This is a genomic window from Azospirillum rugosum, from assembly GCF_017876155.1.
Taxonomy (GTDB): Bacteria; Pseudomonadota; Alphaproteobacteria; order Azospirillales; family Azospirillaceae; genus Azospirillum; species Azospirillum rugosum.
In genome coordinates this window covers 84,695-96,794 of sequence record NZ_JAGINP010000014.1, presented here as the reverse complement: position 1 = coordinate 96,794, position 12,100 = coordinate 84,695, and the positions used below count along the sequence as shown (strand labels likewise).

At 66.4% G+C, this 12,100-nt stretch carries 11 protein-coding genes; 7 read left to right on the top strand and 4 right to left on the bottom strand.

From position 1 onward, the window contains the following. Positions 1 to 65: 65 nt before the first annotated feature. A complete protein-coding gene (locus J2851_RS19355; RefSeq protein WP_209768114.1) occupies positions 66 to 791 on the bottom strand; it encodes a Crp/Fnr family transcriptional regulator in 726 nt (241 codons plus the stop codon). Positions 792 to 955: 164 nt separating this feature from the next. Between J2851_RS19355 and hcp the strand changes: the two genes are divergently transcribed. Next, a complete protein-coding gene (gene hcp / locus J2851_RS19350) occupies positions 956 to 2,605 on the top strand; it encodes a hydroxylamine reductase (protein ID WP_209768113.1) in 1,650 nt (549 codons plus the stop codon). Positions 2,606 to 2,896: 291 nt separating this feature from the next. Here hcp and J2851_RS19345 read toward each other — a convergent pair whose 3' ends face one another. Both J2851_RS19345 and recD2 read right to left on the bottom strand, forming a co-directional pair. Continuing rightward, positions 2,897 to 3,502 (bottom strand): cold-shock protein, encoded by a 606-nt coding sequence (locus tag J2851_RS19345; RefSeq protein WP_209768112.1) that lies wholly within the window; start codon positions 3,500 to 3,502, stop codon positions 2,897 to 2,899. A gap of 369 nt (positions 3,503 to 3,871) precedes the next feature. Further along, positions 3,872 to 6,031 (bottom strand): SF1B family DNA helicase RecD2, encoded by a 2,160-nt coding sequence (gene recD2 / locus J2851_RS19340; protein ID WP_425514310.1) that lies wholly within the window; start codon positions 6,029 to 6,031, stop codon positions 3,872 to 3,874. 304 nt (positions 6,032 to 6,335) lie between these two features. On the opposite strand from recD2, the gene J2851_RS19335 reads away from it, so the two are divergent. Together J2851_RS19335 and J2851_RS19330 are read left to right on the top strand one after the other, a co-directional pair. After that, positions 6,336 to 8,507 (top strand): malate synthase G, encoded by a 2,172-nt coding sequence (locus J2851_RS19335; RefSeq protein ID WP_209768333.1) that lies wholly within the window; start codon positions 6,336 to 6,338, stop codon positions 8,505 to 8,507. Between the two features lie 118 nt (positions 8,508 to 8,625). After that, the gene (locus J2851_RS19330) at positions 8,626 to 9,129 is read left to right on the top strand and encodes a hypothetical protein (RefSeq protein ID WP_209768110.1); all 504 of its coding nucleotides are present in this window, start codon (positions 8,626 to 8,628) and stop codon (positions 9,127 to 9,129) included. Between the two features lie 15 nt (positions 9,130 to 9,144). Here the strand turns inward: J2851_RS19330 and J2851_RS19325 are convergent, their stop codons facing one another. After that, positions 9,145 to 9,831: a hypothetical protein gene (locus tag J2851_RS19325; RefSeq protein WP_209768108.1), complete on the bottom strand. Its 687-nt coding sequence runs from the start codon at positions 9,829 to 9,831 to the stop codon at positions 9,145 to 9,147. Positions 9,832 to 9,866: 35 nt separating this feature from the next. On the opposite strand from J2851_RS19325, the gene J2851_RS19320 reads away from it, so the two are divergent. The 4 genes from J2851_RS19320 (at position 9,867) to J2851_RS19305 (ending at position 11,974) form a co-directional block, all read left to right on the top strand. Then, a complete protein-coding gene (locus tag J2851_RS19320) occupies positions 9,867 to 10,112 on the top strand; it encodes a hypothetical protein (protein WP_209768106.1) in 246 nt (81 codons plus the stop codon). A gap of 258 nt (positions 10,113 to 10,370) precedes the next feature. After that, positions 10,371 to 11,180 carry a phage minor head protein gene (locus J2851_RS19315; protein WP_209768104.1) on the top strand — a complete coding sequence of 270 codons (810 nt, stop codon included), beginning with the start codon at positions 10,371 to 10,373 and terminating at the stop codon, positions 11,178 to 11,180. Further along, entirely contained in the window at positions 11,165 to 11,398 is a 234-nt protein-coding gene (locus J2851_RS19310; protein WP_209768102.1) for a hypothetical protein, read from the top strand. The genes J2851_RS19315 and J2851_RS19310 overlap by 16 nt, the downstream gene beginning before the upstream one ends. A gap of 42 nt (positions 11,399 to 11,440) precedes the next feature. Next, positions 11,441 to 11,974 (top strand): hypothetical protein, encoded by a 534-nt coding sequence (locus J2851_RS19305; protein WP_209768101.1) that lies wholly within the window; start codon positions 11,441 to 11,443, stop codon positions 11,972 to 11,974. The last annotated feature ends 126 nt before the right edge of the window (positions 11,975 to 12,100 follow it).

Sequence of the window (12,100 nt, the reverse complement as noted above, 5' to 3'; positions counted from 1 at the left end):
GCACCCATCGGCCACCTCCTATATAGCACTCCCCCGCCCCGTCCGCAATTTCACCGCTTGGGCAATCAGTCGCGCTCGCCAGCGGCGCCGCCCTCGTCCACCTGGCAGAATCGGCGCAACTCGTCGAGGTCGGCGACGGAGACGGTGCCGCCCTGCGTTTCCACCCCTACCCCGCGCAGCTTGGCCAGCGCGCGGGAGAAGGTCTCGGGCTGCATGCCCAGGCGGCGGGCCACCAGCGCCTTGTCGAAGGGCAGCGCGAAGGTGGCCGGCCCCGACCCCTCCGGGCAGAAGCGCAGCAGGAAGCTGGCGACGCGTTGCGGGGTCGGCTGCACCTGCAGCTGCTCGATCTGCTGCACGAGGTGACGCAGCCGGATGGACAGGGACCCCAGCATGGCGAAGGCGATCTGCTCGTCCTCGCGCAGGCAGCGGGCGAAGCCCTCGGCCGTCAGGGTCAGGATGCGGGACTCGGTCACCGCCTCCGCGCAGACCGGGAACTTGCCGCTGGCGAACATGGCGGCCTCGGCGAAGGTCTCGCCGGGGGCGATGATGTTCACCACCGCCTCCGCCCCGTCGCGGGTCAGGCGGTAGAGCTTCACCCAGCCGTCCAGCAGCACGAAGAAGCGGTCGGCCTCCTCGTCCTGGACGAACAGGGTCGTGCCGCGCGGCACGGCGCGCACCTGCGCGGTGCTCACCAGCAGGCCGAGCGCCCGGTCGGACAGGCGCCCGAACAACGCGTTGGAGCGCAGCATGGCCGCGTCCTGTGGCCGGAAGCCCGGCGGATCGTTCCTCATTGCTCCTCTCTCCCTCCCTTGCTCCCGCGGTTCGGTGACAATCCGCCGCATCAATCGTCGCGAAATCCGGACGTCCGACTTGACCGCGGTCAAGTGCGGCACAACCGCGAGGCTTCATTCATGCGCATCAGTTCGCCAATACCGACCGCCCGGGAGACCCGTCCATGTTCTGCTACCAGTGTGAACAAACCACCCGCGGGACCGCCTGCACCACGCAGGGCGCCTGCGGGAAGACACCCGACACCGCCGCACTCCAGGATCTCCTCGTCCACGCCGCCCAGGGCATTTCGCAGTATGCACACCGTTTGGGCAAGATGGGGATTCGCCGTAACGCGGCGGACGCCTTCACGCTGGACGCGCTGTTCACCACGGTGACCAACGTCAACTTCGACCCCGACCGGCTGGAGGGACTCCTGCGCAACGCCGCGGCCCTGCGCGACACCCTGCGCGCCGACTACGCGCAGGCCTGCGCCGCGGCGGGTCAGGCGCCCGAGGCGCTCAGCGGCCCCGCCACCTGGGAGCCGGCCCCGGACTTGGCCGGGCTGGTCGCGCAGGGACAGGCCGTCGGCATCGACACGCGCATCGCGGCGCTGGGCGCCGACCTTGCGGGGCTCCAGGAGCTGGTCGTCTACGGCTTGAAGGGGGCCGCCGCCTACGCCTGCCACGCCCGGCTGCTGGGGCGCGAGGACGAGTCGGTCTACGCCTTCGTGCAGGAGGCGCTGACCGCGCTGGCCGAGGACGAGCCCTCCGTCGATGCGCTGCTCTCCCTGTCCTTGCGCACCGGCGCCATGAGCGTGACCGTGCTGGCCCTGCTGGACGGCGCCAACACCGGCGCCTACGGGCACCCGGTGCCGACTCCGGTCCTGATGGGCCATGTGCGCGGCAAAGCCATCCTGGTCTCCGGCCATGACCTGAAGGATCTGGAGGAACTGCTGAAGCAGACCGAAGGCACGGGCATCAACGTCTACACCCACGGCGAGATGCTGCCGGCCCACGGCTATCCGGAATTGAAGAAATACGCGCATCTGGTCGGCCATTACGGCGGCGCCTGGCAGCGCCAGCGCAGCGAGTTCGACGCCTTCCCCGGCGCGATCCTAATGACCACCAACTGCATCCAGCAGCCCGCCCCGGGCTACGCCGACCGCATCTTCACCTCGGGCCTCGTCGCCTGGCCGGGCGTGACGCACATCGCCGACCACGACTACGCCCCGGTGATCCAGGCCGCGCTGGCCGCGGACGGCTTCACCGACGAGTCGCCGGTGCGCCACCACCTCGCCGGCTTCCACCACGACGCCGTTCTCGGCGTGGCGGACAAGGTCATCGAGGCGGTCAAGGGCGGCGCCATCCGGCACTTCACCCTGATTGGCGGCTGCGACGGGGCGGAAGGCGCCCGCAGCTACTACACCGACATGGCCGTGGCGCTGCCGCAGGACACGGTGGTGCTGACGCTCGGCTGCGGGAAGTTCCGCGTGATCGACCAGGACCTGGGCACCGTGGCCGGCCTGCCGCGCCTGCTCGACATGGGCCAGTGCAACGACAGCTATTCCGCCGTCAAGGTGGCGCTGGCCCTGTCGGAGGCCTTCGGCGTCGGCGTCAACGACCTGCCGCTGTCCCTGGTGATCTCCTGGTACGAGCAGAAGGCGGTGGCGGTGCTGCTGGCGCTGCTGCACCTGGGCGTGAAGAACATCCGCCTCGGCCCCAAGCTGCCGGCCTTCGTCACCCCGGCCGTCCTGAAGGTGCTGGTGGAGCACTACAACATCATGCCGATCGGCACGGTGGAGGACGACCTGAAGGCCATGGGCCTGGCGGCCTAAAACAGTCGAACCCAACGCTCAAAGCATATCGTGCGGAGGATTTTCACCACAAAGACACAAAGGGCACAAAGATTTTCACAAAGGGGCGCCGATCGAAGCCGAGGCTTCCTCCATCCAAAAGCTTCTTTGTGAAATTCTTAGTGTCTTAGTGTCTTTGTGGTGAATGGCTCCTAAATCGACTACATAACAAGAAAAGCGACGCGCCCTTTTCCAAGCGCATCGTTCATTGCGGAAGCATCGACCGGAAACGAACCGGGGCGCCCCTTGCGGAAGCGCCCCGGTTGTTCGGCTTTAGCGGTACTCGACCTTGCCCGCCTCGGGGCCCTTCTGCCCCTGGCGGACGGTGACGCGCACCTGATCGCCTTCCTGGAGCGTCTGCATGCCGGAACGGCGCAGGACGTTCACATGGACGAACACGTCCTTGCCACCGGTGCTCGGCGTGATGAAGCCGAAGCCCTTGTCGACGTTGAACCACTTCACGGTGCCGTCGACCTCTTCGCCGCCGCCGGCGTCGTTGCCCCAGCCGCCGCGGTCGTAGCCGCCGCCGCCACCGCCGTAGCCGCCGCGGTCATAGCCGCCACGGTCATAGCCACCGCCGCCGGAGCGGGCCGGGCGCGACGATTGGGAGGCCGTGGAGGTGTCCACGGACTGGATGGAAGCAACCTGCGGACCCTTCGGGCCGCGGGCGAGGTCGCAAACGATGGTGGCGCCTTCGTCGAGCGCGTCATAGCCCGCGGCCTGGACCGCGGAAACGTGCAGGAAGGCGTCGGGCGAACCGTCCTCGGGGGACACGAAGCCGAACCCCTTGGTGGGGTTGAACCACTTAACCGTGGCGGTGACGTTGGCCTTGGTGATCTCGGGAGCGCGGTAGCCCTGACGGGGCGGGCGGTCGAACATGTGTCTTCAAGCTCATAGAGGATGCCGAATTATCTTTGTCACAGGCCTTGGGCCGTCCGTCAAGCACGCCAAAGGCCAGACCCGCACAACTAAGACCGTTGGCCGGAGGACTTGGCGGCCTGGGCGATACGTTAGGGCCAGAAGGCCCAACACAACCCGGTCCCCCGCCCGCACCTTCCGCGACCGGACGGCACCTCCGAAAAGCCGCGCTCAAGCCGGCTTTTCCGTTCGCTATGAAGGTGTTAAGCCCACACTGCGGCGATGGTCCGCCCTCGCTGATGCTCCCAGAAGGCCTCACCCGGAGCTTGAGACGGTGCCACCGGTGACAATTTGTCGCCATACGCCCGCCCACAGGCTCAGCCGGCCACCTCAGCCGGGCGCCAGCCACTCGCGCAGCTTCGACCAGCGGCGGCGGGCCTGGGCTCCGCGCACCGCCATGGCAAGCGCCAGGCGCTGCCCGACCATGACCACCAGCCGCTTGCCCCGCGTCACGCCCGTGTAGATCAAGTTCCGTTGCAGCATCGTGTAATGCTGGGTCACCACGGGAATGACGACCACCGGATATTCGGAGCCCTGGCTCTTGTGGATCGTCGTGGCATAGGCCAGGACGATTTCGTCCAACTCCCCGTATTCGTAAGTCACCGGCCGCCCGTCGAAGGTCGCGGTCAGCGTTCCTTCTTCCGGGTCGATGGCCGACACGATGCCGAGGTCGCCGTTGTAGACCTCCTTGTCATAGTCGTTCTCGACCTGCATCACCTTGTCGCCGACGCCGAAGACCCAGCCGAACCGCTCGACTCGCAGCTCGCCCGGCGGGTTCAGCACCGCCTGCAGCTCGATGTTCAGCGAGCGCGCGCCCATGCCGCCGCGGTTCATGGGGCAGAGCACCTGCACGTCGCGCACCGGGTCGAAGCCGAATCGGCGCGGGATGCGGTCGCGCACGATCTCGATGACCCGGGCCACGCCGACCTCCGGCGTCGCCGCCTCCACGAAGTAGAAGTCGCTCTCCTCCGCCTCCCGCGTGCCGGCCCTGGGCCAGTCCGGCATCTGGCCGGCGTTGATGCGGTGGGCGTTGACGATGATCCGGCTGGTCGCCGCCTGCCGGAAGATCTCGGTCAGCCGCACCACCGGCACCGCGCCCGACGCGATCACGTCGCCCAGCACCTGCCCCGGCCCGACGGAGGGCAGCTGGTCCACGTCCCCGACCAGCAGCAGCGCCGCGCGCCCCGGCACCGCGCGCAGAAGCGCGTTCATCAGCGGCACGTCGACCATGCTGGTCTCGTCCACCACCAGCAGGTCGCAGTCCAGCGGGTAGGTCTCGTCGCGCTTGAAGCCGCCGGCCTGCGGGTCGGTCTCCAGCAGGCGGTGGATGGTCTTGGCCTCCAGGCCCGTGCTCTCCGACAGGCGCTTGGCGGCGCGGCCGGTGGGAGCGGCCAGCGCGATGGTCAGCTGCTTGGCCTTCAGCACGGTCAGGATGCTGTTGACCAGCGTCGTCTTGCCCACGCCCGGCCCGCCGGTGATGACCATCAGCTTGGACGCGACCGCCCGGCGCAGCGCCTCCCGCTGCCCCTCGGCCAGCGTGATGCCGGCCTTCTCCTCCACCCAGGGAATCGCCTTGTCGGTGTCGATGGACGGCCAGGGCACCCGCCCCTCGGCCAGCCGGCGCAGGCGGTCGGCGATCGCCAGCTCCGCCCGGTGCAGCCCGGCCAGGAACACGCACGGCTCGCCATCCAGCGTGTCGGCGACGACGGTGCCTTCCGTCAGTTCCAAACCCAGCGCCGTCTCCACAATGGGCGGCTCGATCTCCAGCAGCTTGGCGGCCATGGGGACCAGCTGCGCCGTCGGTACGCCGCAATGCCCCTCGTCCGTCGCCTCCGCCAGGGCGTAGCTGATGCCGGCGCGCGCCCGGATCATGGCGGTCTTCTCGATGCCCAGGCGGAAGGCGACGGCGTCGGCGGTCTTGAAGCCGATGCCGCGGATGTCGCGGGCCAGCCGGTACGGGTTCTCGGTGATCAGCTGGATGGCGTCCGGCCCGTAGGTCTTGAAGATGCGCACGGCGCGCGAGGTGCCGACCCCGTGGCTGTGCAGGAAGATCATGATCTCGCGGATGATCTTCTGGTCGGCCCAGCCGGCGACGATGCGCTGCGCCCGCTTCGGCCCGATGCCGGTGACCTTCCGCAGCTGGTCCGGCTGCTGCTCGATCACGTCGAACACCGCGTCCCCGAAGGCCTTCACCAGCTTCTTCGCGTAGACCGGCCCGATTCCCTTGATCAGGCCCGATCCCAGGTACTTCTCGATCCCCTCCACCGTGGTCGGCGGGGTCGCGCGCAGGAAGTCGGCCTTAAACTGAAGGCCATGGGTGCGGTCGTTGACCCAGGCGCCTGAGGCCTGCACGAACTCCCCCGCGCTGATCGAGGCGGCGTGGCCGACCAGCGTCACGAGGTCGCGCTGCCCGCGCACCTTCAGGCGCAGGACGCAGAATCCGGTCTCCGGGCTGTGGAAGGTGACGCGCTCGACCAGGCCCGACAGCAACTCCCTTTGGGGATCCCGCTGCGGGGTGGCTGGCGAAGACGCATCGGCGGGTATGCTCATGCCCCACTACATAGGGGCTGCGGGTGCGGAAGGGGAGTTCCCCACACGCACAAGGCGCGCCCCCGATCCGGAGTCCGCCAATTAGAAGGAAGACCAACGCCGCGCGAATGTGTACTTTGTCGCCCGACGCCCGCAACGGCCCGGAAAACCGGTCCGGCGGGCATGCGGTGAAACGACGTCAGCCAAACAACGACAAACCGAAAAACCGCGGTGATTTCGACTTCGGAAGGAACGAGCAACTATGGTGACGGAACGCATTCAGGTTGGCGGCTTGCAGGTTGCCACGGAGCTTCACCGCTTCATCGAGGACGAGGCCCTGCCGGGCACCGGCGTCACGTCGGAACAGTTCTGGTCGGGGCTTGACGCCATTCTCCACGATCTGGCGCCGCGCAACCGCGCGCTGCTGGCCAAGCGCGACGAGCTTCAGGCCAAGATCGACGCCTGGTACCGGGAGCGCCGCGGCCAGCCGCTGGACCGCGCGGCCCACACGGAATTCCTGAAGGAGATCGGCTACCTCCTGCCGGAAGGCCCGGCCTTCGCCGTGACGACGACCAACGTCGATCCGGAGATCTCCACCACCGCCGGCCCGCAGCTGGTCGTGCCGGTGATGAACGCCCGCTACGCGCTGAACGCCGCCAACGCCCGCTGGGGCAGCCTGTACGACGCGCTGTACGGCACCGACGCCATTCCCGACGCCGACGGCGCGGAGCGCGGCAAGGGCTACAACCCCAAGCGCGGCGAGAAGGTCATCGCCCGCGCCCGCGCCGTGCTCGACGGCGCCGCCCCGCTGACCGAGGGCTCCCACGCCGACGCCGTGGGCTACGTGATCGAGGACGGGCACCTGGCCGTCGCGCTGAGCGGCGACCGCACCGCGTACCTCGCCCATCCGGACAAGCTGGCCGGCTACACCGGCGACCCGTCGGCCCCGGCCTCCGTGCTGCTGGTCAACAACGGCCTGCACCTGGAAATCGTCATCGACCGCAGCCACCCCATCGGCAGCACCGACCCGGCCGGCGTCGCCGACCTGGTGGTCGAATCGGCGCTGACCACCATCCAGGACTGCGAAGACTCCGTCGCCGCCGTGGACGCGGAGGACAAGGTCCTCGTCTACCGCAACTGGCTGGGCCTGATGCGCGGCGACCTCACCGCCACCTTCCCGAAGGGCGACGGCGAGGTGGAGCGCAAGCTCAACGCCGACCGCGTCTACACCACGCCCACCGGCGGCACGCTGGTCCTGCCCGGCCGCAGCCTGATGCTGGTCCGCAACGTCGGCCACCTGATGACCATCGACGCCGTGCTGCTGAAGGACGGCAGCGAGGCGCCGGAGGGCATCCTGGACGCCATGGTCACCTCGCTGGCCGCGCTGCACGACCTGAAGTGGGCGCACCAGAACAGCCGCGCCGGCTCCGTCTACATCGTGAAGCCGAAGATGCACGGTCCGGAGGAGGTCGCCTTCGCCAACGAGCTGTTCGGCCGCGTCGAGGACGCGCTGGGCATGGCCCGCAACACGCTGAAGATGGGCATCATGGACGAGGAGCGCCGCACCACGGTGAACCTCAAGGAGGCCATCCGCGCGGCCGCCGAGCGCGTGGTGTTCATCAACACCGGCTTCCTCGACCGCACCGGCGACGAGATGCACACGGCCATGGAAGCCGGCCCGATGATCCGCAAGAACGACATGAAGTCGTCCGCCTGGATCAAGGCCTATGAGGACTGGAACGTCGACACCGGCCTGCTGTGCGGCCTGAAGGGCCGGGCGCAGATCGGCAAGGGCATGTGGGCGATGCCGGACCGCATGGCCGACATGCTGGCCGCCAAGATCGCCCACCCGCAGGCCGGCGCCAACACCGCGTGGGTGCCCTCGCCCACCGCGGCCACGCTGCACGCCCTGCACTACCACCAGGTCAACGTCGCCGCCCGGCAGGACGAGCTGGCCGCCCGCGCCCGCGCCAGCCTGGACGATATCCTGACCATCCCCCTGGCCGACCGCCCGAACTGGTCGGAGCAGGAGGTGCAGCAAGAGCTGGACAACAACGCCCAGGGCATCCTCGGCTACGTCGTCCGCTGGATCGACCAGGGTGTCGGCTGCTCCAAGGTGCCGGACATCAACAACGTCGGCCTGATGGAAGACCGCGCGACCCTGCGCATCTCCAGCCAGCACATCGCCAACTGGCTGCACCACGGCATCGCCACCGAGGCGCAGGTCGTGGAGACGATGAAGCGCATGGCCGCCGTGGTGGACCAGCAGAACGCCGGCGACCCGCTCTACCGCCCGATGGCCCCGAACTTCGACGACAGCGTCGCCTTCCAGGCGGCGTGTGACCTCGTCTTCAAGGGCCGCGAGCAGCCGAACGGCTACACCGAGCCCGTCCTGCACCGTCGCCGCATCGAGGCGAAGGCCAAGTACGGCAAGTAAGGGTACAATAGCCTCCGCCGAAGCCCCCTTCCCACCAGGGAGGGGGGCTTTTTTCATGCCCTGGAACGGCCGCGGCCACCGCCCCACATGTCGGTCAGCCGAGTCAGGAGCCTATCCCATGCCCACCGCCGCCCCCCGCATCGCCGTCCTGCTGTCCGCCGGCCTCCTCGCCGCGAGCCCCGCCCTGGCCGAGACTCCGGCGACGTCAAGGGAACAGGGACCACTCTGCGCCGCGTCGGTCCTGACGGCGCTGACGGCCTGGGACGCCGGCCTGACCGCTGCGGCCAAGTTCGGCGACAAGGCGGTGGCCGTCGCGCGGGAAAAGGGCCGCGACTATCTGCTGCCGCTGCTCGGGATCGACCCCAAGGCCACGCCTCCGCAGGGTGACGGCCAACATGGCGGTGTCGGTTCGATCGAACGCCTGCTGGAGGAAAGCCGGCAGGACCCCGCCCGCCGCCAGGACCTGTGCATCGCCATCACGCAAGCGGTCGAGGACGCCAAGGGGACGGCCGGCGCCGGGCTGGAGGCGCTTCGCCGTGCGCTGGACGGGCTGGATCTCCGCAACGCTCCCCCGGCCCCGCGGCCAGCGCCGGGCAACGATGACGGGCTGATCCGGACCTAGCGCCCGGCCTGGCCCCTACGCCAGTGCCACCGAGCGGAAGCGGTGGGTCGTCGGCAAACGTTCCGAGTTCGGGATCGGACGCTGCCCGGTGACTGCGGCGATCCGCAGGGCGGCGATGATGCCAGGGAACATGTAAGATTGCTTCTGCGATCGCGCTTCGTCTGGATTGCGCATCGCCTCTTCCGGATACCATAGAACCAGCGCGTCCACGCCGTACTCCAACGCGATAGTGCGAATCCGGTCGAACAAATCGATCACGGCGTCACGACCGGTACCGGTCCTCACCTCCGGAGTGAAGAACGTCAACCCAGCGCGCAGCGCGGCGTCGCGGTTGCGGAACGCATCCGTAGCCGCTGCATCCAGCGCCCCGCGAATCGTTTTGTCGTGCGTACCCAGTTCGGTCTTCTGCTGCTTGGCCTCAATGACGATTTCGTTGTCGGTCTTCGGACAGCGCGCCCACAGGTCGCCGCGCCCCTGCGAAGCGTCCTGGCCCCGCCCCTTCCAGTTCGTATATTCCTCGATCGCAATCAGATCCGATTGCCAGAACGCCGCCGCCAACAGAGACAGCGTCGCCTGCTCGTTGTAGGCGTGAGCGAAATCTTCCCATCCCTGCGCCTCGGCATAGCGCTCCAAATTGGCCAAAAACGTCTTCAAGACCGGCCGGAGGAACTGCACCCGTTTCGAACAGGCCACGCTGCGCATGCGGCTTCCCCGAGCTTTCGTTGGAAAGCTCAAGCATGACGCGCGCCATCCGCAATGGACAAGTCTTTGATCTGTATTTCTTGGGGAAAAAGTGTCGCACGCAAGAACAGGCCGAAGACAAACGTATGTCTCGCCAACACCTGTGCATCGCCATTACCCAGGCAGTCGAAGACGCCAAGGGAATGGCCGGTGCTGCGCCCTTGGACGGGCTGGACCTGCGCAACGCCCCTCCCGCTCCGCGGCCGGCCCCGCGCGAGGACGACGGGCTGATCCGCACCTGAACGGATCGGCGCGCGGGCGCCATTATTCATTGGGGGCATTGGGGCCGAACGTCCGCTGACCCGGACACAGTGAACCTAATCCACTGCGCTGCTTGCGCCGGTTACCGGCGAGGTGGCGAGGTGGCGAGGTGGCGAGGTGCGCCCAAATTAGGATAAAATTCATTTATACAGCAGCAAAAAAAGGATTATATGCTGTTTACTCGCTGACACATCCAACCGGGTGCTCGGCCTGTTGAATTCGAACGGAGTCCGGAGGCGATGGAATTACAACTTGAAAAGGAGCTGTCGCCGAACTCCAGCGTGGACGAATTCGACGTCCTGCGGATGAAACGCACACCCAACCGACTGGGTTATTACTCTCCCTATGAAAAGATCGGCATCACCGGGATACCGGACAGCGAACTCTTCCACTCCCTAAAGCGGTTCCAGGTCAATAACGGTCTGCCGGGCACCGGCATGGCAAGGCCCGGCGACGAGACGATCGAAGCCTTGAACAAAGCGGTCGCGGAAGCGCCGGATGGGAAATATGTCTGGCGCACGACCGACGACGATCGAGTCCGACCGAGCCATGCCGCCCTTGACGGCATGGTCCGGGAATGGAGCGATTCCCCCGATCCCGGCGAGGATTACAACTGCCGCTGCTGGGCGGACCCATATGAAGAAGAAGACGCCCCGTACAAGGACGCCATCGAACCGGTCTATCCGGAACTTTACATCATTCCCTTCATGCGCGGCCGTACGTTCGTCAAGCTCGCGTGGATGGCATGGCGGGAAATAGACAAACGCGACACGACGTGGACACTTGGGAAGTTCAAGAAGCCGCAGAAGTGGGCACGCCAGATTGAGGAGCGGGGCTGGACACCCCAGAAGATCACGAATACCATAAAATATGGAACGCGACATCGAGCGCCAAACAAGGTCAATCAGGGAAATACGGCCACCCGCTATGAGTGGGGCGATAACTACGTGGTGCAGGATGATCAGACGAGAGAAATCCTGCAGGTTGGACGGCCGGATTTTGACAGAAATTCCGTCCAATGGTGGAGGTGGCAATGGACAAGAAAATAGTCGTCATATACGTCAATCTTCTGGATGAAGGGACACCAACCATAAGACCAACCAACGCCGAGGTTCTAGGTGACAACCTGTACAGGCTTCATCCAACGGAGCGGTATGATCCGGAGGACGAGACGTGGGAATTTGTGCCTGGAGCCATCGTCACGTGCGAAAGAATAAGAACGGAAAAAGGTGTATCGGCCCTGCTCGCTGTTAAGCAAGTGGGGTGACGGTGGGTGTCATAAAAGACAAACTCGTTGTCGTCTATGTGAATGATGACCGACGACGATGCCTGGGTGCTGCAAGCCGTTGCCGCTGTCCAAGCGCTCGACTCCGACGCTGCCCTTCGGGCGAAGGCCGCCACGGAAACGCCCCCCGTCGTCGTGTGGGTCAAAACTCAGCTGAAGTACTTTTGGCGGAGAACGACGTGGATGACTCGGATCGTCAACGCCGAGCCTCTGGGTGGCAACCTGTACAAGTTTCTTCCGAAGGAACGAAATAATCCGCACGAGACATCGGAATTTCCGCCTGGGTCCATCGTCCTGTGCGAAAAAACACAATCTAAGGACGGCGTATGGGAATTGCACCCCCGTCCGGCGGGTCGGGTAGCGGGGGCGGGACGCGGGATCCAATCGGCGTTGCCGAGGCGGCCGAGACCGCGCAGGTGGGCGCCGACCGTCTGGAATTCCTTTCGTTTACAAAGCAAAACCCGCATCGACCCGACTCTGCGCCAAAACGACGCATCACTCGAACCGCCACCGGACAGACTCCTGGAAGCCATTGAACAGGCTACGCCTTGGGATTGACTTCACGCCCACGCAAGCCAACCATTGGCAGAGCGCATGACATTTTTGTAACGATCTTCAGAGTCGCATAACCAATTCCGACTAGCGTTCCTCCGCTTGGAAATCCCAGCGATCCACTTCCCCGAC

What these genes read in the sequence shown, in the direction of transcription:
- J2851_RS19315 (WP_209768104.1), top strand. Translation starts at nt 10,371, where the DNA reads ATGGAATTACAACTTGAAAAGGAGCTGTCGCCGAACTCCAGCGTGGAC.
- J2851_RS19355 (WP_209768114.1), bottom strand. Translation starts at nt 791, where the DNA reads ATGAGGAACGATCCGCCGGGCTTCCGGCCACAGGACGCGGCCATGCTG.
- J2851_RS19345 (WP_209768112.1), bottom strand. Translation starts at nt 3,502, where the DNA reads ATGTTCGACCGCCCGCCCCGTCAGGGCTACCGCGCTCCCGAGATCACC.
- hcp (WP_209768113.1), top strand. Translation starts at nt 956, where the DNA reads ATGTTCTGCTACCAGTGTGAACAAACCACCCGCGGGACCGCCTGCACC.
- J2851_RS19310 (WP_209768102.1), top strand. Translation starts at nt 11,165, where the DNA reads ATGGACAAGAAAATAGTCGTCATATACGTCAATCTTCTGGATGAAGGG.
- J2851_RS19330 (WP_209768110.1), top strand. Translation starts at nt 8,626, where the DNA reads ATGCCCACCGCCGCCCCCCGCATCGCCGTCCTGCTGTCCGCCGGCCTC.
- J2851_RS19325 (WP_209768108.1), bottom strand. Translation starts at nt 9,831, where the DNA reads ATGCGCAGCGTGGCCTGTTCGAAACGGGTGCAGTTCCTCCGGCCGGTC.
- J2851_RS19320 (WP_209768106.1), top strand. Translation starts at nt 9,867, where the DNA reads ATGACGCGCGCCATCCGCAATGGACAAGTCTTTGATCTGTATTTCTTG.
- J2851_RS19305 (WP_209768101.1), top strand. Translation starts at nt 11,441, where the DNA reads ATGATGACCGACGACGATGCCTGGGTGCTGCAAGCCGTTGCCGCTGTC.